Raw genomic sequence first — 24,519 nt, 5'->3', positions numbered from 1 at the left:
TCACTCCGGTCTCATCGAACATAGCGTCCAAATGCCGTCCGGCGCGCCTGATGTTGCACAGAATTTGACACCAACAGGCGCAGTCACGAATATTTTGGGTATAGTATGACTGTCCACTTTTTCAGAATGTCTTGATGATGCGTATATTTTTCTCTTTCTTACTGCTGGTGTGTTCCGCTCTGAGCCAACCGGCACTGGCGGCGTTTGGTAATAATAACCCTCTCTCGCTCGGCAGTAACAACCAGTTTGTGACCGTGGATGAAGCCTTTCCGTTCAGCTATTTCCAGCAAGGCAATCAGGTCTATCTCGATTGGCAGGTCAAAGACGGCTACTACCTGTATCAGGATCGCATCAGCATCAGTGCAGACAAAGTCACACTCGGCGACTATCAGTTGCAGCAGGGCCAGCCGTATCATGATGAGTTCTTTGGGGATGTCACCATCTACACCACGCCACTGTCTGTCACACTGCCACTGAGCGACTATCAGGACGGTGCGCGGCTGATTGTGCAGTATCAGGGCTGCGCCAAAGCCGGCTTCTGTTATCCGCCGGAAACCCGCGTGATTACGCTCGACAGCTTTAGTTTTGATCAGCCCGCCGAAGTCACACCGGCACCATCGGCCTCGGCGAACAATGCAGCCGTCACCACAGACAGCGCACCAGCGTCTCAACAGGATTCACTGGCTTCACAACTGGCCGATGCCTGGTGGACACCGCTGCTGTTCTTACTGCTGGGGATCGGGCTGGCGTTTACTCCGTGCGTACTGCCCATGTACCCGATTCTGACCAGCATCGTGCTCGGCGGCGGTCAGTTGTCGCACCGCCGCGCGCTGCTGCTGAGTTTTGTGTATGTGCAAGGCATGGCGCTGACCTACACCCTGCTCGGGTTAGTCGTTGCTTCGGCCGGGCTACAATTTCAGGCCGCCTTGCAACACCCTTACGTGCTGATCGGCCTCAGCGCGCTGTTTGTGCTGCTCGCCGCGTCGATGTTTGATCTTTACACCTTACAACTGCCAAGCCGCATGCAGACCTGGCTCAGCAACCTGAGTAATCAGCAGCAAGGGGGCAGCCTGGCGGGCGTATTCGCTATGGGCGCGATTTCCGGTTTGGTGTGTTCGCCCTGCACCACTGCGCCGCTGTCCGGTGCGCTGCTGTACGTGGCGCAAAGTGGGGATTTGCTGACAGGTGGCGTAGCGCTCTACGCACTGGCACTCGGTATGGGCATTCCGCTGATTCTGGTTGCGGTATTTGGTAACCGTCTGCTGCCACGCGCGGGTATGTGGATGGAGCGCGTGAAAACGCTGTTCGGCTTTATTCTGCTCGCAGCACCGATTTTCCTTCTGGAGCGTCTGCTGCCAGAGTTCTGGTCCACCGCACTGTGGTCACTGCTTGGACTAGCCGCGTTTGGCTGGCTGTACCATGTCAAAAACAGTCTGCCGTTTGCCGGCTGGAAACAGAGCCTGCTGGGCATTATTGCCATTCTCGGCCTGCTGGCCTCTGCACAACCGTTACTCAATCACTGGATGATGCCAGAACAAGCGGCCACGCAAGCACAACCTGCGATTGCATTCACTCGAATTGCCAATGTTGACGACCTCAACCGTGAATTAGCCAGCGCCAAAGCGGCGGGCAAACCAGTGATGCTCGATTTCTACGCCGACTGGTGTGTGGCGTGTAAGGAGTTTGATAAGTACACCTTCCACCATCCGGATGTGGAGCAGAAATTGAAAAACTTTGTCTTACTTCAAGCCGACGTAACACGAAATCAACCGCAAGACATTGAATTACTGAAACAAATGCAAGTGCTCGGTTTGCCGACTATTGAGTTCTGGAATGCGCAGGGCGAACGCGTTTCAAACGCGCGCATCACCGGCTTTCAGCCCGCCGAGCAATTTTTGCAGCATCTGAACAACCACCAGCTCTGATTTCTCCATTAGTGCTCATCCGGTTCGGGACCCCGCTGTCAAACAGGGTGAGCGCTATTCATCTTCATGCAGATAAAAAGTGGATACAGTTCAGACTTTTAGTGTGTGAACATTGTCCATATTTTCAAAGCGGACAATAATTTCTTTAACTAATTTGTTAAAAGTGTTTAACGTCATGGACTCGACCTACACCATCATCATTGCCGATGATCATCCGCTATTTCGCAATGCCCTGTTCCAATCTGTGCACATGGCAGTCAGTGGGGCGAACCTTCTTGAAGCTGATTCTCTCGATGCGCTGCTGGCGCTGCTCAATAAAGGCTCTGAGCCGGATCTGCTGCTGCTGGATTTGAAAATGCCCGGCGCCAACGGTATGTCAGGGCTGATTCACCTGCGCGCCGAATACCCGGACTTGCCGATTGTGGTGGTGTCTGCCAGTGAAGAGCCGTCAGTGGTATCACAAGTCAAAAGCCATGGCGCGTTCGGCTTTATTCCTAAATCGAGCGACATGCGCAGTTTGATCAGCGCAATTAATCAGGTGCTGAACGGCGAACCGTATTTTCCGGAAGGGCTGATCGCCGATGCGGGAGCTTGTAACGATCTGGCGGAGAAAATCGCCGCCCTGACCCCACAGCAATACAAAGTGCTGGGCATGTTGTCGGACGGCTTACTGAATAAGCAGATTGCTTATGAACTGAATGTTTCGGAAGCCACCATCAAAGCACATATGACGGCGATCTTCCGTAAACTTGGGGTGAAAAACCGCACTCAGGCAGTGATCCTGCTGAAAGAGATGAGCGAATAACGCTACTCGCCCGCCTCCACCACATCATCTTCCGCTGGCAGACGTAAACCAATCTTGGTCACCTGCCAGTCCACCACGTCGGCCACCACCCAATGCAGGCCATGCCATTCGAAGTGGTCACCCAGTACCGGGGTGGTGCCAAGGTGTTCGGTCACTAAATCTTTCAGCGTTTTGTCGTCGCTCAGCTCGCCCAAATCGAGACCATAAGCCATCGCGATATCCACCAATTTGGCTTCAATATCGAGGAAGAAGTCACCAAAGAAGCGCGCCAGTGAGGCTTTTTCCGGTGCTTCACTGAACAGTTGGCTGAGCGCTTCAAGATCTTTTTCCTGCGCCAGCACACACAGCGTATCCCCTTCTTCAAGCTTAGTACTGCCCGACGGGTGAAGCAGTTGCTGCTGACGGAATACCGCCGCAATCCGCGTACCATCCGGCATGAACAGGTTACGCAGCGGCTCACCGATGCACCATTTGTCTTGCTTCAGATTGTAGATAAACAGCTCCCACTCGCTGGTCGGGAAAATCTCGACACCCGTGCGCGAAATCGGCTCCGGCTTTGATGGCAGCTCTACCTTGGCCAGCGACATCGCCTTGGTCAGCGTTCCGCCTTGCACAATCAGCGATACCATGACCACGAAAAACGCCAGATTGAAGTAAAGCTGTGCATCCGGCAATCCGGCCATCATTGGGAACACCGCCAGAATGATCGGAACCGCGCCGCGCAATCCGACCCAGGAAATGAACCATTTCTCACGGGCGGTAAAGCTTTTGAACGGCAACAAGCCAATCCATACCGACACCGGACGGGCAAACAGAATCATGCCAAACGCCAGCGCCAGCCCCGGCACCATGATCGCCACCAGATTTGACGGTGTGACCAGCAGACCCAACACCAGGAACATGCCGATTTGCGATAACCAGGTCATGCCATCCAGCACGTTCAGAATCGAATGACGGCTGCGGGTTGGGCGGTTACCGATCAGCAGACCAACCAGATAAATCGACAGAATGCCGCTGCCGCCGAGCGCGTTCGACAACGCAAAAATAATCAGGCCGCCGCTCACGGTCAGAATGGAATAAAGCCCTTCGGGTAACTGACTGCGATTGATCAGTTTCCACAATAACCAGCCGCCACACAGGCCGAGTAACGCACCGAGACCAAACTGTTTCACAAAGCTCAGCGCCAGGAAACCTGCGCTCAGATCGCTGCTCTGGCTGCCCAGCACTGCAATCATGGTGACGGTCAGAAACACGGCCATCGGGTCGTTGGTACCCGATTCAATTTCCAGCGTGGCTCCGACACGCTCGTTGAGACTGCGACCTTTGAGCAGCGAGAACACCGCCGCCGCATCGGTTGAACCGACAATCGCACCCACCAGAATGCCTTGCAGCAGATCGAGATCAAACAACCAAGCTGCCATCAATCCGGTCAGCATCGTGGTAATCGCTACCCCGACAGTCGCCAAAGACACCGACGGCCAGAATGCGACCCGGAAACTCGCTACCCGGGTGCGCATCCCGCCATCGAGCAGGATGATCGCCAGCGCTAGGTTACTCACCAGATACGCTACCGGATAGTTATCAAATAAAATGCCACCGACCCCGTCTTCCCCAGCCAACATACCGACGGCAAGAAAAACCAAAAGAATAGGAATCCCCAGTTTTGAGGATACCGGGCTCAGGAGTACGCTGAGCGCAATGAGTAATGCGCCAACCAGAAAAAAGCTGTTGATGGTAATCGCGTCCACACTCCCCCTCCCTTAATTAAATTGTTGTTATATACGGTGGATTCCACCGCGCTACTGCTTGCCTATTGTGCACGAAAACCTAGCAGTTTGACGAAAAGTTTATGTAAACAAATACCACCTAACCTAAGTGTGGCAAGCGCTGCCGATCGGCGCGCAACACAAATTCCGCATTGCCGACACTAAAAAAGTGCCGCCGACACGACTTTTCTGGTGCGGATTTCTTAGACCTTTGGCTAATTTAACATAGTTTTAACACACAACCTGCATCACAAACCCGCCATGAAGCCTTGATTTTCCATCGTTTTAAACAAAAACCGTCACGACTAAAGTTGCACAGATCCCTTGATTAAACACTGCTAAATTACAAACCGTAACATTGCGTTAACACAACATCTAACAGGAAGGAGAAGGCCATGGCGTTCGAATCTACAGAACATGCTCAAGCCTACTGGAAAGAAAACTTGGGGATTATGGGGTCACTGCTCGCAGTGTGGTTCTTAGTATCTTATGGCGCGGGCGTGTTATTCGTCGATGCGCTCAACAGCATTCATTTAGGCGGCTTTAAGCTTGGATTCTGGTTTGCACAACAGGGCTCAATTTACACCTTCGTCGCTTTAATCTTTATTTACGTTGCGCGGATGAACTCGCTCGACAAAAAGTACAACGTGCACGAAGACTAAGAGGTTTTAGCAATGGATATTCAAACTTGGACGTTTCTTCTCGTTGGTCTCTCTTTCGCTCTGTATATTGGCATCGCCATCTGGGCTCGCGCGGGATCAACCAGTGAGTTCTATGTCGCAGGCGGTGGTGTACACCCTGTCGCGAATGGTATGGCGACCGCAGCAGACTGGATGTCAGCCGCATCGTTCATCTCAATGGCAGGTATCATCTCGTTCATCGGTTACGATGGTACGGTTTACCTGATGGGTTGGACAGGCGGTTACGTTCTGTTGGCTCTGTGTTTAGCGCCTTACCTGCGTAAATTTGGTCAGTTCACTGTGCCAGATTTCATCGGCGAACGTTACTACTCGAAAACGGCTCGTATGGTAGCGGTATTCTGTGCGATCTTCATTTCCTTCACCTACGTAGCAGGTCAAATGCGCGGTGTGGGCGTGGTATTCTCCCGCTTCCTCGAAGTTGACATCAACGTGGGTATCGTTATCGGTATGGCGATCGTGTTCTTCTACGCCGTACTGGGTGGCATGAAAGGCATCACTTATACACAGGTAGCTCAATTCTGTGTGCTCATTTTCGCCTTCCTTGTACCAGCTATTTTCACTTCAATCATGATGACCGGTAACCCGCTGCCACAAATTGGTATGGGTTCAACCATCTCAGGCACTGATGTTTATCTGCTTGATAAGCTTGATGGTCTGACGCAGGAGCTTGGCTTCACAGCGTACACTGAAGGCAACAAGAGCATGGTGGATGTGTTCTTCATCACGGCGGCTCTGATGGTGGGTACAGCTGGTCTGCCACACGTCATCATTCGCTTCTTCACGGTACCTAAAGTGCGTGATGCGCGTATCTCTGCGGGTTGGGCACTGCTGTTCATCTCTCTGCTGTATACCACTGCACCAGGTGTGGCTGCGTTTGCTCGCGTGAACCTTATCGAAACCATCAACGGTCCGGACATGCAAGGTGTGACGGCTGAGCAAGCACCAAGCTGGTACAAAAACTGGGAAAGCACAGGTCTGGTTAAGTGGGAAGATAAGAACGGCGATGGTCGCATGTTCTACTCGGGTGATGCTCGCAACGAAATGAACATCAACCGTGACATCATCGTACTGGCTTCTCCAGAGCTGGCGAAACTGCCTAACTGGGTTGTAGGTCTGCTGGCAGCAGGTGGTTTGGCAGCAGCACTGTCTACAGCGGCAGGTCTACTGCTGGTTATCTCAACGTCTATCTCTCATGACTTGTTGAAGAAAGGCTTCAAGCCAAATATGACCGACAGACAGGAATTGATGGCTGCGCGTGTCGCTGCAATTGTCGCCATCGTCGGCGCCGGTTACTTGGGTATTAACCCTCCGGGCTTCGTGGCTCAGGTGGTCGCCTTCGCCTTCGGCTTGGCAGCAGCCTCCTTCTTCCCTGCCATCATCCTGGGTATTTTCTACAAGAAGATGAACAAAGAAGGGGCGATTGCAGGTATGGTGGCAGGTATCGCGTTCACTGCGGCTTACATCATCTACTTCAAGTTCATCAACCCGGCAGCAAGTACGCCTGACAACTGGTTCTTTGGTATCAGCCCAGAAGGCATCGGTACGCTGGGTATGTGTCTGAACTTCGTGGTCTCAATCGTGGTGAACAAATTCACGGCTGAAGTACCGACTGAAGTCCAAGACATGGTTGAGTCTATCCGCTATCCAAAAGGCGCTGGCGCGGCTCACGACCATTAATCCTCTCCAGAGCGAGTGAATTGTAGGGATTCTCTCCACAAAAAAGCCCGGGCACTGCCCGGGCTTTTCTTTATCTTGGTTTACGCTTTCGCGACAGTGAAATTCGGGTTCACCGCCGTCAGTTTGCGAATCAGATAATTGAGCAGAACACCATACATCGGCACGAACAGGCCAAGGCTGATGATCAGCTTGAAGCTGTAATCCACCAACGCGATTTCCGTCCAGTGCTGCGCCATAAACGGATCCGGGCTCTGGTAGAACGCGATGGCGAAGAAAGCGATGGTATCCAACGCATTACCAAATAAGGTGGATGCGGTCGGTGCCACCCACCACTGCTTCAATTGACGCAGGCGGTTAAACACATGCACATCCAGAATCTGACCCAGTAAGTAAGCCATAAAACTGGCGGCGGCAATACGCGCCACAAACAGGTTGAACTCACTCAGCGGCGCCAAACCCTGAAACTGGCCTTCAAAGAACACCACAGACAACAGGTACGACACCAACAGCGCTGGCAGCATCACCAGAAAGATGATTTTGCGTGCCATCGGCGCACCAAAGATACGTACAGTCAGATCGGTCGCCAGGAAAATAAACGGGAAAGTGAAGGCGCCCCAGGTGGTATGAAAACCAAAGATGGTAAACGGAATCTGCACCAGGTAGTTGCTCGAGGCAATGATCACCAGGTGGAACAGAACAAGATAGGATAAAGCTTTGCGCTGCTGCGCAGGGGTAAAGTTACTCATATTGTACCTTTTTAGTTTGTTTTGGGGGCGAGGGAACCCAAATTGAAGCCGTAGCTTCACTCATCTATGTTAGTCGCTGACACTCATCTGGCTCACAGCCAGCGTCAGGGGCGGCGATTATACCTTAATCAATTGGCCCTGCAAGTGAGCAAAAAATAGCAAACGTTTTTACCATCAAATAATTGCGCGAGTCCCCTTTCGCTCACTCAGCGAAGCCGATCTCAGCCTGTGACCTTTTGCTTGAGAAGATCCAAAGGATCGTGCTAATCTTCGCCTCCATTTTTCTGGCCTAAAATTCATCCTCCGAATGAACAAATGCGGGTCAGTGCTATCTTTTAGGGTGTTGAACGCGCAAGCTTCAGCACACAATCCCCAACCCAACGTGGAACCGAACAGATGGGCAAAGGTACTCTATATATCGTCTCTGCACCGAGCGGCGCAGGCAAATCAAGCTTGATCGCGGCGCTGTTGGAACGCAATCCGACTTACGCGATGAAAGTGTCTATTTCGCATACCACGCGCGGCATGCGTCCTGGCGAACAAGATGGTGTGCATTACCATTTTGTACAGAAAGAGCACTTCGAAGACCTGATTGGTAAAGGCGAGTTTCTGGAGTACGCCGAAGTGTTTGGTAACTACTACGGCACTTCTCGTGTCTGGATTGAGGAAACCTTAAACAAAGGTATCGATGTTTTTCTCGACATTGACTGGCAAGGCGCGCGTCAGATCCGCGAGCAAATGCCAGCGGCGAAAAGCATCTTTATTCTGCCGCCATCCAAAGAAGAGCTGGAGCGTCGTTTAAACACGCGCGGCCAGGATAGCGAAGCAGTGATTGCAAAACGTATGAACGAAGCGCAGTCGGAAATTTCGCACTACAGCGAATACGATTACGTGATCGTCAACGACGATTTCGATGTCGCACTGATGGATTTTAAAGCCATCATGCGTGCAGAAAGATTGAAGCAGGATAAGCAAGCTGCTAAATATAGCAGTATGCTGGCTGCACTTCTGGCGGACTAAGCCCGCCACCATGAAATTGGCCAGCCTCTCGCTAGTATCTCAACGCGTTAGGCTGTATACTTTCTCGTCATTCAACATTTTAGTTAACTATTTGGAGTTCTCATGGCACGCGTAACTGTTCAAGACGCTGTTGAAAAAGTTGGCAACCGTTTCGACCTAGTTCTGATTGCGGCTCGCCGCGCTCGTCAAATGCAAACTGGCGGTAAAGACTCACTGGTGCCGGAAGAGAACGATAAGCCAACGGTTATCGCTCTACGCGAAATCGAAGAAGGTCTTATCACGAAAGATGTGCTAGACGCACGTGAACGCCAAGAGCAGCAAGAGCAAGAAGCAGCAGAATTGGCAGCGGTAAGCAGCATCGTGCACAACCGTTAATTCTGCATCAGGAATTAATCAACACTCGGGCCTGAAATTTGTATCTATTCGATAGCCTCAAAGATGTTGCCCAGGAATATCTCACAGAGCCTCAAATTGAGGCTCTGCGCCAATCTTATGTAGTGGCAAGAGATGCCCATGAAGGGCAAACCCGCTCAAGCGGCGAACCTTACATTATCCACCCTGTTGCTGTAGCTCGAATTCTGGCAGAAATGCGTCTGGATTTAGAAACGCTGCAAGCCGCGCTCCTGCATGATGTTATCGAAGATTGTGACGTCACCAAAGAAGACCTCGAAGCTCAGTTTGGCCATGCCGTGGCAGAACTGGTGGACGGCGTATCTAAGCTCGACAAACTCAAATTCCGCGATCGCAAAGAAGCACAGGCTGAGAACTTTCGAAAAATGGTCCTGGCCATGGTACAGGACATTCGCGTTATCCTGATCAAACTGTCAGACCGGACCCACAATATGCGTACGCTGGGCGCTCTTCGCCCGGACAAAAAACGTCGCATCGCCCGTGAAACACTGGAAATCTACGCTCCGCTGGCACACCGCCTCGGTATTCATAACATCAAAACCGAGCTCGAAGAGCTGGGCTTTGAAGCTCTGTATCCCAACCGTTATCGCGTTCTCAAAGAAGTGGTGAAAGCCGCGCGCGGTAATCGTAAAGAGATGATTCAGCGCATTCACAGTGAAATCGAAGGTCGCCTGCAAGACGTGGGCTTGCCCGCTCGCGTGGTGGGCCGCGAGAAAAACCTGTTCTCCATCTACAACAAGATGAAAACCAAAGAGCAGCGGTTTCACACCATTATGGATATTTACGCGTTCCGCGTGGTGGTCGACAGCGCCGATACCTGTTATCGCGTGCTTGGCCAGGTACACAGCCTGTACAAACCACGTCCGGGGCGTATGAAAGATTACATCGCGGTCCCGAAAGCCAACGGCTACCAATCGCTGCACACCTCCATGGTCGGCCCGCACGGCGTGCCGGTGGAAGTGCAGATCCGTACCGAAGATATGGATCAGATGGCTGACAAAGGGGTCGCGGCACACTGGTCTTACAAAGCCAACGGCGATCGTGCTGGCACCACCGCGCAAATTAAAGCGCAGCGATGGATGCAAAGCCTGCTTGAGCTGCAACAAAGCGCTGGTAACTCATTCGAATTTATCGAAAACGTCAAATCCGACCTATTCCCAGACGAAATTTACGTCTTCACGCCAAAAGGCCGCATTGTGGAACTGCCTGTCGGTGCCACCGCGGTTGACTTCGCTTACGCAGTGCATACCGACGTAGGTAACACCTGTGTCGGCGCTCGTGTCGATCGCACACCATACCCACTGAGCAAACCACTGAAAAACGGCCAGACCGTGGAAATCATCAGCGCACCGGGTGCCCGCCCGAATGCAGCATGGCTCAACTACGTGGTGACCTCGCGCGCACGTACCAAGATTCGTCAGGTACTAAAAACCATGCGCCGTGAAGAGTCGATTACGCTGGGACGTCGTCTGCTCAACCACGCTTTGGGTGATTTGTCGCTGAGCGACATCAGTGCCGACAACATCAAGCATGTTCTGAGCGACCTCAAGATCGCCAGCGAAAACGATCTGTTGGCCGCAATTGGTCTGGGCGAACTGATGAGTATCGTGATTGCCCGCCGTCTGTTGGGCGATGCCGATGAGTTGACGGAAACCGAAAGCAAAGATGGCAAACCGAAGAAGAAACTGCCAATCCGCGGTGCGGAAGGCATTCTGCTGACGTTCGCGAACTGTTGTCACCCGATTCCGGATGACTCGATCATTGCGCACGTCTCTCCGGGCCGAGGTTTGGTGGTGCATCGTGAAACCTGTCCGAACGTACGCGGCTATCAGCGCGAACCGGATAAGTACATGGCGGTAGAATGGACCCGTGATTACGATCAGGAATTCATTACCGAGCTGCGAGTCGATATGCAAAACCGTCAGGGTGCGCTGGCTGAGCTGACCAATGTCATCTCCAAAACCGGCTCCAACATCCACGGCCTGTCGACCGAAGAACGTGATGGCCGTCTGTATACGGTGACCGTACTGCTGACCACGAAAGATCGCGTCCACTTAGCAGGCATCATGCGGAAGATCCGCACCATGCCAAATGCGCTGAAAGTGAGGCGCAGAAAGTACTAAACGTACGCTTGAACTGCCCTTGATAGCCACCTATCAAGGGCTTTTTTATTTTCGATTATGTTCAAACGACTTCACCCGTCGTCACCTTAGTGACCCCCTTTGAAGTCGTTTGGGTATAAAGGTAAAAACTTCAGAGTCCTAACCATGAACTTAGACCGTTATTCCCGAATTCAGGAAGTCTTAAAAGCCCGCCAAACCGACTTAACCGTCTGTCTGGAAGAGGTGCACAAACCCAATAACGTCTCCGCGGTCATTCGTACTGCCGATGCGGTCGGCCTGCACAAAATTCACGCCATCTGGCCGAATGAACAGATGCGCACCCTGACCCACACTTCCGCCGGTGCCCGTAACTGGGTTGAACTGCAAACGCACGACAGCACACTGGAAGCGATTCAACACCTCAAAGATCAGGGTATGCAGGTTCTGGTGACCAATCTGTCGGACGATGCGGTTGATTTTCGTGACATCGACTACACCAAACCAACAGCCATCATTCTCGGCAGTGAAAAAGTGGGCATTTCCAAACAAGCGCTGGCCCTGGCAGATAAAGACATCGTGATCCCGATGGTCGGCATGGTGCAATCACTCAATGTCTCGGTGGCTGGCGCGCTGATTCTGTATGAAGCGCAGCGCCAACGTCAGCAAGCGGGCATGTATGAGCGCGACGAAAGTCCACTGCCCGCAGAAACCATCAACCGTATTCTGTTTGAACGCGGCCATCCGGTGCTGGCGAAAGTCGCCAAGCGCAAGAAGCTTGACTATCCACAGCTGGATGACGAAGGCCAGATCGTGGCCGACGAGGCGTGGTGGAAAGCGATGCAGAGCGCGTAATTGGCCTACCGGGCCGAATTACCCCTGTACAAATAGACAGCTCAGTGTTTGAATAGTTACCCAGTCAATTGGTTACGTGGTTGAATCTATGTCGCAGCTTCTTTCAGCAATTCCGTTAAGTTCACTCTCCGGCGTCGGTGCCAAGGTGGCCGAGAAGCTGGAAAAAATTGGTTTGAACAGCGTTCAGGACTTGCTGTTTCATCTGCCGCTGCGCTATGAAGATCGCACCCGTATCTACCCGATTATCAAACTGCATCCGGGCCTGTGGGCTGCGGTGCAGGGCAAAGTGATGGCGGTCGACACCACCTTTGGCCGCCGCAAAATGCTGACGGTTAAAATCAGTGACGGCAACGGGACACTGACGCTGCGTTTTTTCAACTTTACCGCCGGTATGAAGAACAACTTCGCCGACGGTAAGTTAGTGCACGCTTACGGTGAAATTAAGCGCGGTAATGGTGGGCTGGAAATCATCCACCCGGATTACAAATTTTTCGCCCCGGCGCAAAGCCCCGATGTCGAACCCAACCTGACTCCGGTCTATCCGACCACCGATGGCCTGCGCCAGATCACGCTGCGTAACCTGACCGATCAAGCACTGGCCTTGCTCGACAAAGCCGCCGTGCAGGAGCTACTGCCCTCGGGCCTGTATGACCACCAAATCACCCTCGCCCAAGCGCTGCACACCATTCATCGCCCGTCAGCGGACATCGATCTGAGCCTGTTTGACGAAGGCCGTCATCCGGCGCAAATTCGCCTGATCATGGAGGAGCTGCTGGCGCAGAATCTGTCGATGCTCGCCGTACGCAGCAAAGGTCAGCAGGACATCGCGCTGCCGCTGCCAGAAACTCAGCAGCTAAAACAGCAGTTGCTGGCACAGTTACCCTTCTCTCCGACCAATGCGCAAGCACGCGTGGTACGTGAAATCGAAGCCGATCTCGCCAAACCGCATCCGATGATGCGCTTGGTACAGGGCGATGTAGGGTCAGGCAAAACGCTGGTGGCTGCACTGGCTGCGGTGCGGGCGATCGAACACGGTTATCAGGTCGCGCTGATGGCGCCGACCGAACTCCTGGCTGAGCAACATGCGATCAACTTTGCCAACTGGTTTGAAAGCATGGGTATTCAGGTCGGCTGGCTGGCGGGCAAACTGAAAGGTAAAGCCAAAGAAGCCGAACTGGCGCGCATTGCCAGCGGCGAAGTCAAAATGGTGGTCGGCACTCACGCCCTGTTTCAGGAGCACGTGGTGTTTGACCATTTGGCGCTGGTGATCATTGATGAGCAGCACCGCTTTGGTGTTCACCAGCGTCTGGAACTGCGTGAAAAAGGCGCCAAACAGGGTGCTTACCCGCATCAGTTGATCATGACCGCAACGCCGATTCCGCGCACGCTGGCGATGACCGCCTACGCTGATTTAGAGACCTCCGTGATTGATGAATTGCCGCCAGGGCGTACTCCGATTCAAACCGTGGCAATTCCGGATACCAAGCGTGACGACATTATTGAGCGCGTACGCCATGCATGTCTGACCGAGGGCAAACAAGCCTATTGGGTCTGTACACTGATTGATGAGTCGGAAGTGCTCGAAGCACAAGCGGCGGCCGAGACCGCCGAAGAGCTGCAGCGCAAACTGCCGGAGGTCAAAATTGGTCTGGTGCACGGACGTATGAAGCCGGCGGAAAAGCAGGCCGTGATGCAGGCGTTTAAAGACAATCAGCTGCATTTATTGGTCGCCACTACCGTGATTGAAGTCGGGGTGGATGTCCCCAACTCCAGCCTGATGATCATCGAAAACCCGGAGCGTCTTGGTCTGGCCCAGTTGCACCAGCTACGCGGCCGGGTTGGCCGTGGCTCCGTGGCGAGTCACTGCGTGCTGCTCTATCATGCACCGCTGTCAAAAACAGCGCAGAAGCGTCTCGGCGTGCTGCGCGAGAGCAACGACGGCTTTGTGATTGCGCAGCGCGATCTGGAAATCCGCGGCCCGGGTGAACTGCTCGGTACCAAACAGACTGGCCTGGCCGATTTCAAAATCGCCGATCTGGTGCGCGATCAACGCCTGATCCCTGAAGTACAACGCATCGCGCGCCACATTCACGACCATTACCCGGACAGTGCGCTGGCCATTATCGACCGCTGGCTGGGTGAACGCGACGTTTACGCCAAAGCCTAACTCTCACTGTCGACAATAGAACAGGCGCGAACTCGCGCTGATTGACCGCGATCAATCACTTATCTCCACGCCATAGCAAACGTTTGCCTTTCTGAGTAAAACCTCTATAATCGCCGCCAAAATCGAGTAAACGCAAACGTTTACCTCGGGGTGCATCCCCACATCCTGAACCGGACCTGATTAACAGCAATCACAGATAACGTCCGCGTTCCGCTTCCACTGCCCACTCAGCGCAGGCGAAGTGACATAACACATTAGGAAACTGCCATGACAACCCAAAACACGCGTAAGTCCGATCTGGTTTACCAGCTCAATGACCGTCCGCCGCTGCCACAAACGTTCTTTGCCGCTCTGCAGCACCTGCTGGCGATGTTTGTTGCCGTAATCACCCCGTCTTTGATCATTTGTCAGTCGCTAGGCGTACCAGCCGATCAGACCAACACCATCATCAGCATGTCGCTGTTTGCTTCTGGTTTGTCATCGTTTATCCAGATTCGTACCATCGGCCCGATTGGTTCCGGTCTGCTGTCGATTCAGGGGACCAGTTTTAACTTCCTTGGTCCGATTATCGGTGCAGGGCTGGCGCTCAAAGCGGGTGGCGCTGACATCTCAACCATGATGGCGGCCATTTTCGGTACTATTCTGCTGGCCTCTTTTGCTGAAATTCTGCTGTCGCGCGTGCTGGAGTTTGCCCAGCGCATCATCACCCCTCTGGTCTCCGGGATTGTCGTGACGCTGATTGGTCTGACGCTGGTACAAGTGGGTCTGGTTTCCATGGGCGGCGGCTATGCGGCGCTGGGTGATGGTACCTTCGGAAGTCTGGATAAACTGGCGCTGGCAGGTACAGTGCTGGCAATCATCGTGATTCTTAACCGCTCACACAATCCCTATGTACGCGTCGCTTCTATCGTCATTGCGATGCTGGTGGGTTATGTGATGGCGTACCTGATGGGTATGATCGATACCAGCCAGCTGGGCGATACCGCCGTGATTGCACTGCCCATTCCGATGCAATACGGCCTGAGTTTTGACTGGTCGCTGTTTATTCCTCTGGTACTGATTTTCCTCATCACCGCGCTGGAAGCGATCGGCGACATCACGGCAACCTCAGAGGTGTCTGGCGAGCCGGTCAAAGGCCCGGTATACATGAAACGTATCAAAGGCGGCGTACTGGCAGACGGCATCAACTCGGCGCTGGCAGCGGTGTTCAACAGCTTCCCGAACTCTACCTTCAGCCAGAACAACGGTGTGATCATGCTGACTGGTGTTGCAAGCCGCTACGTGGGCTACTTCATTTCCGGCATGCTGGTTCTGCTTGGCCTGTTCCCGGGTGTGGCGAGCTTTGTCCAGCTGATTCCTGAGCCTGTTTTGGGCGGCGCGACCATCGTGATGTTCGGTACCATCGCTGCGGCGGGTGTACGCATCATTTCCCGCGTCGACCTCGATCGCCGCGCGATTCTGATCATGGCGCTGTCGTTTTCGATGGGCCTGGGTATCGCCCAGAAACCGGAAATCCTGCAATTTATGCCGGACTTCATTAAGAGCATCTTCTCATCTGGTGTCGCAGCCGGCGGAATTACCGCTATTCTGCTTAACCTGCTGCTGCCAGAAACACATACTCCTCGTGAAGAAGCGCGCGAAGAGGCACTGGATTCGTAATCGCGCATCCTGACTGCAAATCATAAAAAAGCTCGCCATTTGGCGAGCTTTTTCGTTGTCTCAGTGCTGGAAAAAACTAGCGGGTCGGAAAGCTGATTTGCGCTTTCAGGCCGCCATCACTGCGGTTATTCACCGCCACCGAGCCGTGATGCTGGCTGATGATACGTTTGACAATCGCCAGCCCCAGTCCGGTACCTTCACTGCCACGCGCGGTGTCACCACGAGTGAAGGGTTCAAACAGCTTGTTGACCTGCGACGGCTCGATGCCCGGGCCGTTATCTTCCACACTGACCCACGCCATTTTCTTATCCGCGGTTAAGCCGGTGCTGACTTTGACCCAGCCGTTACCGTAGCGCAGTGCATTGACGACCAGATTGCTCACCGCCCGCTTAATCGCGATCGGGTTGCCAAATGCCGGCACCAGTTCCGGATGCAGATTCACTTCTACCTGCACCTCGTAGCCACCTTCAGACGTCGCCACATCGTTGGCAATCTCATTCAAATCAACCTGTTCAAAACTCTGTTTGTTGACGGGTTTGAGATAGTCCATGAACTGACTGATGATCTCGTTGCACTCTTCGGTGTCACTGATGATGCCTTCGGCGAGATAGCTCTCTTCCGGTGACATCATTTCCGTCGCCAGACGAATGCGGGTCAGCGGCGTACGTAAGTCGTGACTGATGCCCGCCATCAGCAGCGCGCGATCGTCTTCCAGAGCCTGAATGCCTTTCGACATCTGATTGAAGGCGCGCGTCACGGAGCGAATTTCGCTGGCGCCTTTTTCACGGATCGGCGGCGGAATTTCACCACGGCCCACCGCTTTGGCGGCTTTTTCCAGCGCAATCAGCGGCCGGTTCTGCAAGCGGATGAACAGCCAGCCGCCAACCAGAATCAGCACCGCCATGACGATGCTATTGCGAAACAGCGGCGCAAAATCCTCTTCCTGCAGCTCAGACAGCGGGATCAGCAGTACCTGCCCCGGCAGCAAATCGATTTTCATCCACAGCACATAGCTGTCTTTGCCCAACCCCATGCGCACTTCGGTGTGCGAACCGAGTTCCTGCGACATCTCTTCGCTCATCAGATCGATGGTCATCGAATGGTTGAAACCATCGGCCTGCGGGCTGTTCTCATTGAAGATGCTCACCCCAAGCTGTTCCAGCACTTTGCGCCTCATCGGCACATCCATCGACAAACCTTGTTCTGCCGGATTGGGCGAATCGTCCAGCATCAGGCTGATTTCATGGCTGAGGATTTTGTTGAACTGCTGCAAGCTCGGCATCAGCGCATAATTAAACAGGGCGTAATAAGAGTAGGCTTGGCTGGCAATCAGCAGAGTGAAGAACAGCAGAATGGTTTGAGTAAATGAACTGCGGATACGCATGAGACACCTTTAGGGAAAGAGAATGTTGAGTACCAGCGTCAGGGTGACACTGGTACTGCAAGGGGCGTCAGATTAGCTGGCGGATTTACCATCCGGAACGAACACGTAACCCAGACCCCATACGGTCTGAATATAACGCGGTTTGCTTGGATCAACCTCCAGCATGCGGCGCAGGCGAGAGATCTGCACGTCAATCGAACGCTCCATCGCCGAATATTCACGGCCACGAGCCATGTTCATCAGTTTATCACGCGACAATGGCTCACGCGCGTTGGTTACCAGCGCTTTCAGCACGGCAAATTCACCCGACGTCAGTGGCATCGCTTCGTCACCACGGAACATTTCCCGCGTGCCGAGATTAAGGCGGAATTCGCCAAATTCGACCACGGTATCGTCCGAGCTTGGCGCGCCCGGCGCTTCAATCACCTGGCGACGCAGCACCGCTTTAATACGGGCCAGCAGCTCACGTGGGTTAAATGGTTTTGGCAGATAGTCGTCTGCGCCCACTTCCAGGCCGACGATGCGATCAATTTCATCGCCTTTAGCAGTCAGCATCAGAATCGGAATTGAATTGTTGGCGTTACGCAGACGGCGACAAATCGACAGGCCATCTTCGCCGGGCAGCATCAGATCGAGCACCATCAGGTGAAAGGTTTCACGGGTTAACAGGCGGTCCATCTGCTCACTGTTCGCCACGCTGCGCACCTGAAATCCCTGTTCAGATAAATAACGCTCCAGCAATGCACGCAAACGCGCGTCATCATCGACGACTAAAATTTTGTAGTTTTCTTGCATGTGTCCTGATCCCACCAATTAAGTGACTGCGCCCGATAAGACCGGGGCGAGTAAAATGTAACACTGTTATGCACGCTTAGATTCAAAGAATTGTTAACGTTTATTTCCGTTTACCGCCTTGCAGCAACCCTTTGACGGTTGAGGCGGTTACGCGCCGCTAGGCATTAATTTGCTTTTATCATAGCCCATCAGCACTGAACAACCCGTTTCATGCAGCACAAAACAAAAAAGCCAGCCGCTTGGGCTGACTTTCTCATGAATGAGCAGAGAGGGTTACAGCTCGCGCACCAGACGTGCAATCTCGTCCCAGTTGCCGCTGTCCATCAGATCGCTCGGCACCATCCAGGTTCCGCCACAAGCAACCACCGACGGGATCGCCAGATAGTCGGCCACATTGCGGGGGTTAACGCCGCCTGTCGGCATAAACTGCACCGGATAGACCGCAGACAATGCTTTAAGCATCGCGACGCCGCCCGACGGCTCTGCCGGGAAGAACTTGAGTGTTTTTAGCCCCAGCTCCATCGCCTGTTCAACCAGACTGGGATTATTCACCCCGGGAACAATCGCAATACCGCGCTGTTGGCAGTATTTGACTGTGGTCGGGTTTAATCCCGGGCTGACGATGAAATCAGCCCCCGCGCTGATGGCCTGGTCGACTTGCTGAGTGGTCAGTACCGTGCCTGCGCCAATCAGCAGCTCCGGATACGCGTCGCGCATCAGGCGAATCGATTCCTGCGCCGCATCGGTACGAAACGTCACTTCCGCACAAGGCAGGCCGTTTTCTACCAGCACTTTCGCCAGCGGCACCGCATGCGCCGCATCGTTGATCGCAATCACCGGGACAATTTTGATTTGTTGCAGTCGTTGTTCAAGAGTCATCATCAATACACCTTAAAAAATGAAGCTAAGCAGCGCGACGATCACGAAGGCAATCGTGCCGAGCAGGGTTTCCATTACCGTCCAGGTTTTCAGTGTGGTCTTCTCATCCATTTCCAGCAAGCGGGAAACCAGCCAGAAACCGGAATCGTTGAAGTGTGATAACACCGTCGCACCACCGGCAATCGCAATCACGATAAAACACAAATCCAGCTCACTCAGGCCGACGGTCTGAGACACAATCGGTGCCATCAGCGCCGCAGTGGTGGTCAGCGCCACGGTGGCCGAACCTTGCGCGACGCGCAGACAGGTTGAAATCACAAACGCGGCAACAATCACGGGCATACCTGTGTCCGCCAGAACATCCGCCAACGCCTGACCGATACCACTTGAGCGCAGCACGCCGCCAAACATACCACCCGCACCAGTGACAAGAATCACCGCACAAATCGGCGCCAGCGCGTCAGTACACAGTTTTTCCAGCTTACCCATGCCGTATTTGCCAGCGAACACACACAAACACACCAGCAAAGTGATCAGCAGGGCGATCGGCGTTTTACCCAGCATACGCAGGAACTCAATCGCGGGTTGCTGACCATCAATCAGGCCCGCCACCGCCAGCGTGTTCAGACCGGTATCCATGAAAATCAGCAATACAGGCAGAATCAGGATCAGCAGAACCGTGGAAAACTTCGGTAAATCAGTTTTGTCTTTGAACATCACTTCGGTGTTCAGAAACGCTTTAGAGAGAGGAATGTTGAATTTATTGCCAGAATACAGACCAAACAGGTAGGCACCGAAATACCAGGTCGGCATCGCCACCAAAAGGCCGACAATCAGCAGCAGGCCTAAGTCTGCGCCGAGCAAATCCGACGCGGCAACAGGGCCCGGGTGCGGCGGCACAAACGCGTGCATCACCGCAAACGCACCGGCAGCTGGCAGCGCGTATTTGAGCGGCGAACCGCCAAAGCGTTTCGCCACGCTGAACAGGATCGGCATCATTACAATCAGGCCGGCATCAAAGAAAATCGGAAAGCCGAACATCAGCGATGCCACACCAAGCGCCAGCGGCGCGCGCTGCTCGCCGAAACGGCCAATTAAGGTGTCCGCCAGCACTTTCGCTCCGCCAGTCACTTCGAGAATTTTACCGATCATCGCACCAAGGCCGACCAGCAGAGCGACCGAAGCCAATGTGCCGCCAAAACCCGACATCATAGTCGGTACCACTTTCTCACTCGGCATACCAGTGGCGAGGGCGGTGCCAAAGCTCACTAACGTCAGCGAAGCAAAGGCGTGCACCTTCAGTTTCATAATCAAAATCAGCAATGCTGCGATGGCGCAGGCAGCGATCAGCAGCAGATAAGTAGGGTCTGGGCTATGTGCTAATGGTTCCATTTTGTTCACCTTTATCAAGGATTGGATGTTTGTGTATTGGTTCACAAATCTAAAAGTTACGGGTAACATGTTACCGATAACACCACTAAGATAAAGTCAATTCTTAGGGCAATTTTCGAAATTGAGATCTCGCTCAGATCTCGTGATTAAGGAGTCTGTATGACGGGTAGCAGCATTATCGTTATGGGCGTAAGTGGCTCGGGCAAAAGCACCATTGGCGCCAGTATTGCCAAGCATCTCGACGCGAAATTCATCGATGGTGATGACCTACATCCACGCGCCAATATTCAGAAAATGCGCCGCGGTGAACCACTCAACGACGCTGATCGTGCGCCTTGGCTGGAGCGCATTCGCGATGCCGCATTCAGTCTCGAGAACAAGAGCGAACGTGGGGTGATTGTCTGCTCGGCGCTCAAAAGGTGTTATCGCGACCAGATTCGCGAAGGCAATGAGCACATGACGTTTGTGTTTCTCGATGGGGATAAATCTCTGATTCTGGAGCGCATGCGCGCCCGTCAGGGTCACTTTATGAAAACCGATATGCTCGACAGCCAGTTTGCCACGCTGGAGTACCCGACTGCCGACGAGCGCGATGTACTGATCATTCCCATCGATTGCAGCATTGATGAGGTGGTCGCTCATGCCGTCGCGGCACTGAATCAGCAGGAGGCGGTCGCATGATTCAGCCAATCATCGAGCAGGTCACCGAGCGCATTCGCCAGCGCAGCGCACAAACCCGGCAACAATTTCTGGCCAAAACCGCGGCGCAACTCGCAGCCGGGAAAGGCAAAGCCAGCCTGTCGTGCGGTAACTTAGCCCACGCGATCGCCGCATCATGCAGCAACGAAAAATCGCACATTCTTGACTTAACCCGTTCCAATCTGGCCATCGTCACCGCTTACAACGACATGCTCAGCGCCCATCAGGTCTATAAAAACTACCCTGAGCAAATCAAAGCCACACTGGCACCGCTTGGCCATACTGCGCAAGTGGCCGGCGGCGTACCCGCGATGTGCGATGGCGTGACTCAAGGCCAACCGGGCATGGACATGTCGCTGTTCTCACGCGATCTGATTGCCCAGACCACAGCGATGTCTCTCAGCCACAACATGTTCGATGGCACCCTGCTGCTCGGCATCTGTGACAAAATAGCCCCAGGGCAACTGATGGGCGCACTCGCCTACGCTCATTTGCCGACCGCGTTCATTCCTGCCGGTCCCATGGCGACCGGGATCAGCAACGAAGAAAAAGTTGATGTGCGCCAGAAGTACACCGCCGGTCAGGTCGGTCGCGACGCACTGCTGGAGATGGAATGCAGCTCTTATCACTCACCGGGCACCTGCACCTTTTATGGCACCGCCAACACCAACCAACTGGTGTTTGAAGCCATGGGCTTGATGTTGCCGGGATCAGCGTTTGTGCCGCCGCACAGCGCGCTACGCCAGGCATTGACCGATTACGCCGCCCAAGCGATTGCGGCGCAGGCGCCGGGCACACCGGGTTACCGCCCACTCAGCGACGTGGTGACCGAAGAAAGTCTGGTCAATGGCGTGATAGCGCTGCTGGCTTCCGGCGGCAGCACCAACCACACCATTCACATGGTTGCAGTCGCGCGCGCCGCGGGCCTGATTCTGACTTGGCAGGACATCAGCGATCTGTCCGATGTGGTGCCGCTGCTGGTCAATGTCTATCCGAACGGCACCGCCGACATCAATGAATTTGAAGCCGCCGGCGGCGTGCCGATGCTGATGACGCGCCTCAATGAGCGCGGCCTGCTGCATCAAAATGTGACGCCCGCCATCGGCAGCTTTGAGCAGCAATTGCAGCGCCCACAGCTGCGGCGTGGCGAACTATACTGGCAAGCGTGCACCGAGACTCTCAACCCCAGCGTGATTGCGCCGCAAGGCGAAGTGTTTCAGGCCAGCGGCGGTATTAAAGTGCTGCAAGGCAACTTGGGTCAGAGCGTGATTAAGATTTCAGCGGTCAAAGCGCAGCATCACGTGATTGAAGCCGAGGCGAAGGTGTTCGATTCGCAGCACGATGTCGAAGCGGCCTATCATCGCGGCGAGCTGAATCAGGATTGTGTGGTCGTCGTACGCTACAGCGGACCTGCGGCCAACGGCATGCCGGAATTGCACAAACTGATGCCGATTCTGGGCAACGTGCAAAAAGCGGGGTATCGCGTGGCGCTGGTCACCGATGGTCGTTTGTCGGGTGCATCGGGCAAAATTCCGGCCGCGATTCATGTTTCGCCAGAAGCACTGCGCGGTGGCGCGATTGGTTTGCTTCAAAATGGAGACCGGATTCGTCTCGATGCCACTCAAGGTCAGTTAACCTGTTTGACGGATTTACGTGGCCGCACGGCGGTGGCACCCAACTGCGCAACAACGCAGCAGAGTTGGGGCAGAGAGTTGTTTGGTCAGGCGCGCCATCTGGTGACAGCGGCGGATCAGGGCGCGACGTTTCTATTCGACGCGCAGTAAAGTGAGAATTACAGGCTGTCGCCTTCGGTGAGGCGATAGCCGAGATCAAACACTTTCTGCTCCACCGTTTCTCCTGAGAGCGCAGCCAGCAAGAGCTCTGCGCTTTTTTTACCAATTTCAAAACGCGGCGTTTCAACACTGGTCAGCTTAGGAATGATTGCCTGACCGATATCCAGCGCGTTATACCCGACCACACCAATCTGCTCTGGCACTTTGATACCTTTGTGGGCGCAATACATCATGGCACCAATCGCCACGTCATCGTTGGTGCAGAAAATCGCATCCAGTTGCGGCTGTTCGCGCAGCGCCTTTTCCAGCAGCGCACCACCGAGCGTAAAGCTCGAATGCTCACCCGTTGAGACCTGCAGCGGCTCCAGTCCGGCATCCTGCATCGCTCGCTCATACCCTTTCATCCGCAAGCGGGTTCGCGTATCCAAGCGCGCACCGAGATAAACGATGTGCTTTTTGCCGCGCGCAATCATGTTCTGCACCACTTCGTAAGAGGTTTGCTCGTGATCAAGCCCGACCGCCATATCAATCGGGCTGAGCGGAATTTCCATGGTTTCCACCACCGGGATGCCAGCCGAGTTGAGCATCTGCAACGTGCGGTCGGTGTGGTTGGTTTCGGTCAGGATCAAGCCATCCACACGATAGGACAGCAATGCCGCGATCTTCTCTTCTTCCTCTTTGGAGCTGTAGCCGGTATGCGCAATCAGCGTGTCGTAACCGGCCGCTTTGGTGACCGCTTCAATCCCCTGCACCAAATGGGCAAACACTTGGTTGGAGAGCGAAGGCAGAATAATGCCAATCGCACGGCTGGAGGATTTGGACAGAATCGCCGGCACGCGGTTCTGGATGTAACCGAGCTCATCAATCACTGCCGCGATTTTTTCCTGGGTTTTCTGCGCCACCGAATTCGGGTCACGCAAATAGCGCGACACGGTCATCTTGGTGATGCCCACCTGGTCGGCAATGTCTTGTAATGTCGGTCTGGTTTTTCGCTGCATACTTATCCTAATCGGTGCGGGCTAACGCCGCCCTGTCACGACCCCGGTGTCGGCGGGCTATGATAAAACAAGGCTGTAACCGAAACTACGCCAGTTTTTCACAAAAGCACGCCAAACTGAGCGATCGCGTGCGCATTTACGCATTTTTCTCATATTCGATGTGGTTGATGAACCACTCTTTCTCGCCACTCGGCGTACGGACCACGAACTCGTCATCGACCTCTTTTTTCAGCAGCGCCCGCGCCATCGGCGAGTCAATCGAGATGTAATCTTTCACATCGTCGCCGTAAATCTCTTCTGGCCCGACGATGCGGAATTTTTTCACTTCGCCCGCGCTGTTTTCAATTTCAACCCAGGCGCCGAAGAACACTTTGCCTTCCTGCTGCGGAGAGTAATCGACGATTTTCAGCTCTGGCAGCAGCTTGCGCAGAAAACGCACCCGGCGGTCGATTTGACGCAGCAGACGCTTGTTGAACGTGTAGTCCGCATTCTCGGAGCGATCACCAAGGCTGGCCGCCCAAGTAACGATTTTGGTCACTTCTGGACGGCGTTCATTCCACAGATAGTCGTGCTCTTTTTTGAGTTTATTGTACCCTTCGCGGGTGATCAGCTTGGTTTTCATTTACACCTTAAACATTCTAATAATCATTTGGTTAAAAAAATCCAAAACCTAAAATCACATCATTTTAGTTTGTTTTATTACATTAAAAAACACTGTTTCAATAGCATTGTGCGATTAAGAATTACT

General features: G+C 53.8%; 20 protein-coding genes. 12 read left to right on the top strand and 8 right to left on the bottom strand.

The annotated features are described in order from the left end of the window. The first annotated feature begins 137 nt into the window (after positions 1-137). Complete coding sequence (locus LGV68_RS15350) at positions 138-1,925, top strand: protein-disulfide reductase DsbD (RefSeq protein WP_289781665.1); 1,788 nt, start codon at positions 138-140, stop codon at positions 1,923-1,925. Positions 1,926-2,100: 175 nt separating this feature from the next. After that, complete coding sequence (locus tag LGV68_RS15345; protein WP_020329364.1) at positions 2,101-2,730, top strand: response regulator transcription factor; 630 nt, start codon at positions 2,101-2,103, stop codon at positions 2,728-2,730. Between the two features lie 2 nt (positions 2,731-2,732). Here LGV68_RS15345 and LGV68_RS15340 read toward each other — a convergent pair whose 3' ends face one another. After that, complete coding sequence (locus tag LGV68_RS15340; RefSeq protein WP_020329363.1) at positions 2,733-4,478, bottom strand: potassium/proton antiporter; 1,746 nt, start codon at positions 4,476-4,478, stop codon at positions 2,733-2,735. A 413-nt stretch (positions 4,479-4,891) separates the two neighbouring features. Here LGV68_RS15340 and LGV68_RS15335 point away from each other — a divergent pair, with 413 nt between their 5' ends. Further along, positions 4,892-5,158 (top strand): DUF4212 domain-containing protein, encoded by a 267-nt coding sequence (locus LGV68_RS15335; RefSeq protein WP_020329362.1) that lies wholly within the window; start codon positions 4,892-4,894, stop codon positions 5,156-5,158. Positions 5,159-5,170: 12 nt separating this feature from the next. Beyond that, a complete protein-coding gene (locus tag LGV68_RS15330) occupies positions 5,171-6,874 on the top strand; it encodes a sodium:solute symporter family protein (RefSeq protein ID WP_044363295.1) in 1,704 nt (567 codons plus the stop codon). Positions 6,875-6,954: 80 nt separating this feature from the next. Here LGV68_RS15330 and LGV68_RS15325 read toward each other — a convergent pair whose 3' ends face one another. Beyond that, the gene (locus tag LGV68_RS15325) at positions 6,955-7,620 is read right to left on the bottom strand and encodes a 7-cyano-7-deazaguanine/7-aminomethyl-7-deazaguanine transporter (protein ID WP_020329360.1); all 666 of its coding nucleotides are present in this window, start codon (positions 7,618-7,620) and stop codon (positions 6,955-6,957) included. Between the two features lie 396 nt (positions 7,621-8,016). Here LGV68_RS15325 and gmk point away from each other — a divergent pair, with 396 nt between their 5' ends. The 6 genes from gmk (at position 8,017) to LGV68_RS15295 (ending at position 15,831) form a co-directional block, all read left to right on the top strand. Beyond that, a complete protein-coding gene (gene gmk, locus LGV68_RS15320; protein WP_020329359.1) occupies positions 8,017-8,640 on the top strand; it encodes a guanylate kinase in 624 nt (207 codons plus the stop codon). A gap of 102 nt (positions 8,641-8,742) precedes the next feature. Continuing rightward, on the top strand, positions 8,743-9,015 hold the full coding sequence (gene rpoZ, locus LGV68_RS15315) for a DNA-directed RNA polymerase subunit omega (protein WP_004728487.1): 273 nt from the start codon (positions 8,743-8,745) through the stop codon (positions 9,013-9,015). Positions 9,016-9,053: 38 nt separating this feature from the next. Continuing rightward, complete coding sequence (gene spoT / locus LGV68_RS15310; RefSeq protein ID WP_020329357.1) at positions 9,054-11,174, top strand: bifunctional GTP diphosphokinase/guanosine-3',5'-bis pyrophosphate 3'-pyrophosphohydrolase; 2,121 nt, start codon at positions 9,054-9,056, stop codon at positions 11,172-11,174. Positions 11,175-11,318: 144 nt separating this feature from the next. After that, the gene (gene trmH, locus LGV68_RS15305) at positions 11,319-12,005 is read left to right on the top strand and encodes a tRNA (guanosine(18)-2'-O)-methyltransferase TrmH (RefSeq protein ID WP_020329356.1); all 687 of its coding nucleotides are present in this window, start codon (positions 11,319-11,321) and stop codon (positions 12,003-12,005) included. A gap of 88 nt (positions 12,006-12,093) precedes the next feature. Beyond that, positions 12,094-14,172 (top strand): ATP-dependent DNA helicase RecG, encoded by a 2,079-nt coding sequence (recG, locus tag LGV68_RS15300; protein ID WP_020329355.1) that lies wholly within the window; start codon positions 12,094-12,096, stop codon positions 14,170-14,172. A gap of 267 nt (positions 14,173-14,439) precedes the next feature. Beyond that, on the top strand, positions 14,440-15,831 hold the full coding sequence (locus LGV68_RS15295; RefSeq protein ID WP_032080316.1) for a uracil-xanthine permease family protein: 1,392 nt from the start codon (positions 14,440-14,442) through the stop codon (positions 15,829-15,831). Between the two features lie 76 nt (positions 15,832-15,907). Here the strand turns inward: LGV68_RS15295 and envZ are convergent, their stop codons facing one another. The 4 genes from envZ to LGV68_RS15275 form a co-directional block, all read right to left on the bottom strand. Further along, the gene (envZ, locus tag LGV68_RS15290; protein WP_020329353.1) at positions 15,908-17,215 is read right to left on the bottom strand and encodes a two-component system sensor histidine kinase EnvZ; all 1,308 of its coding nucleotides are present in this window, start codon (positions 17,213-17,215) and stop codon (positions 15,908-15,910) included. A 72-nt stretch (positions 17,216-17,287) separates the two neighbouring features. Next, positions 17,288-18,010 carry a two-component system response regulator OmpR gene (ompR, locus tag LGV68_RS15285; protein ID WP_020329352.1) on the bottom strand — a complete coding sequence of 241 codons (723 nt, stop codon included), beginning with the start codon at positions 18,008-18,010 and terminating at the stop codon, positions 17,288-17,290. Positions 18,011-18,283: 273 nt separating this feature from the next. Beyond that, complete coding sequence (locus LGV68_RS15280) at positions 18,284-18,889, bottom strand: bifunctional 4-hydroxy-2-oxoglutarate aldolase/2-dehydro-3-deoxy-phosphogluconate aldolase (protein WP_172465285.1); 606 nt, start codon at positions 18,887-18,889, stop codon at positions 18,284-18,286. A 12-nt stretch (positions 18,890-18,901) separates the two neighbouring features. Then, positions 18,902-20,281: a GntP family permease gene (locus LGV68_RS15275; RefSeq protein WP_020329350.1), complete on the bottom strand. Its 1,380-nt coding sequence runs from the start codon at positions 20,279-20,281 to the stop codon at positions 18,902-18,904. A 159-nt stretch (positions 20,282-20,440) separates the two neighbouring features. Here LGV68_RS15275 and LGV68_RS15270 point away from each other — a divergent pair, with 159 nt between their 5' ends. Together LGV68_RS15270 and edd are read left to right on the top strand one after the other, a co-directional pair. Next, on the top strand, positions 20,441-20,962 hold the full coding sequence (locus LGV68_RS15270; protein WP_047459248.1) for a gluconokinase: 522 nt from the start codon (positions 20,441-20,443) through the stop codon (positions 20,960-20,962). Next, positions 20,959-22,764, top strand: coding sequence for a phosphogluconate dehydratase (edd, locus tag LGV68_RS15265; RefSeq protein WP_252535647.1), 1,806 nt, complete (start codon positions 20,959-20,961; stop codon positions 22,762-22,764). The genes LGV68_RS15270 and edd overlap by 4 nt, the downstream gene beginning before the upstream one ends. 8 nt (positions 22,765-22,772) lie before the next feature. On the opposite strand, the gene LGV68_RS15260 is transcribed toward edd, so the two are convergent. After that, positions 22,773-23,771, bottom strand: coding sequence for a LacI family DNA-binding transcriptional regulator (locus LGV68_RS15260; protein ID WP_020329347.1), 999 nt, complete (start codon positions 23,769-23,771; stop codon positions 22,773-22,775). A gap of 136 nt (positions 23,772-23,907) precedes the next feature. Next, complete coding sequence (greB, locus tag LGV68_RS15255; RefSeq protein WP_020329346.1) at positions 23,908-24,393, bottom strand: transcription elongation factor GreB; 486 nt, start codon at positions 24,391-24,393, stop codon at positions 23,908-23,910. Positions 24,394-24,519 lie beyond the last annotated feature (126 nt).

This window comes from Vibrio sp. LQ2, from assembly GCF_023920125.1.
Taxonomy (GTDB): Bacteria; Pseudomonadota; Gammaproteobacteria; order Enterobacterales; family Vibrionaceae; genus Vibrio; species Vibrio fluvialis.
The sequence above is the reverse complement of the archived record's forward strand: the minus strand, read 5'-3'. Positions and strand labels throughout refer to the sequence as shown.

What these genes read in the sequence shown, in the direction of transcription:
- LGV68_RS15350 (WP_289781665.1), top strand. Translation starts at nt 138, where the DNA reads ATGCGTATATTTTTCTCTTTCTTACTGCTGGTGTGTTCCGCTCTGAGC.
- LGV68_RS15345 (WP_020329364.1), top strand. Translation starts at nt 2,101, where the DNA reads ATGGACTCGACCTACACCATCATCATTGCCGATGATCATCCGCTATTT.
- LGV68_RS15335 (WP_020329362.1), top strand. Translation starts at nt 4,892, where the DNA reads ATGGCGTTCGAATCTACAGAACATGCTCAAGCCTACTGGAAAGAAAAC.
- LGV68_RS15330 (WP_044363295.1), top strand. Translation starts at nt 5,171, where the DNA reads ATGGATATTCAAACTTGGACGTTTCTTCTCGTTGGTCTCTCTTTCGCT.
- LGV68_RS15325 (WP_020329360.1), bottom strand. Translation starts at nt 7,620, where the DNA reads ATGAGTAACTTTACCCCTGCGCAGCAGCGCAAAGCTTTATCCTATCTT.
- gmk (WP_020329359.1), top strand. Translation starts at nt 8,017, where the DNA reads ATGGGCAAAGGTACTCTATATATCGTCTCTGCACCGAGCGGCGCAGGC.
- rpoZ (WP_004728487.1), top strand. Translation starts at nt 8,743, where the DNA reads ATGGCACGCGTAACTGTTCAAGACGCTGTTGAAAAAGTTGGCAACCGT.
- trmH (WP_020329356.1), top strand. Translation starts at nt 11,319, where the DNA reads ATGAACTTAGACCGTTATTCCCGAATTCAGGAAGTCTTAAAAGCCCGC.
- recG (WP_020329355.1), top strand. Translation starts at nt 12,094, where the DNA reads ATGTCGCAGCTTCTTTCAGCAATTCCGTTAAGTTCACTCTCCGGCGTC.
- LGV68_RS15295 (WP_032080316.1), top strand. Translation starts at nt 14,440, where the DNA reads ATGACAACCCAAAACACGCGTAAGTCCGATCTGGTTTACCAGCTCAAT.
- envZ (WP_020329353.1), bottom strand. Translation starts at nt 17,215, where the DNA reads ATGCGTATCCGCAGTTCATTTACTCAAACCATTCTGCTGTTCTTCACT.
- ompR (WP_020329352.1), bottom strand. Translation starts at nt 18,010, where the DNA reads ATGCAAGAAAACTACAAAATTTTAGTCGTCGATGATGACGCGCGTTTG.
- LGV68_RS15280 (WP_172465285.1), bottom strand. Translation starts at nt 18,889, where the DNA reads ATGACTCTTGAACAACGACTGCAACAAATCAAAATTGTCCCGGTGATT.
- LGV68_RS15275 (WP_020329350.1), bottom strand. Translation starts at nt 20,281, where the DNA reads ATGGAACCATTAGCACATAGCCCAGACCCTACTTATCTGCTGCTGATC.
- LGV68_RS15270 (WP_047459248.1), top strand. Translation starts at nt 20,441, where the DNA reads ATGACGGGTAGCAGCATTATCGTTATGGGCGTAAGTGGCTCGGGCAAA.
- edd (WP_252535647.1), top strand. Translation starts at nt 20,959, where the DNA reads ATGATTCAGCCAATCATCGAGCAGGTCACCGAGCGCATTCGCCAGCGC.
- LGV68_RS15260 (WP_020329347.1), bottom strand. Translation starts at nt 23,771, where the DNA reads ATGCAGCGAAAAACCAGACCGACATTACAAGACATTGCCGACCAGGTG.
- greB (WP_020329346.1), bottom strand. Translation starts at nt 24,393, where the DNA reads ATGAAAACCAAGCTGATCACCCGCGAAGGGTACAATAAACTCAAAAAA.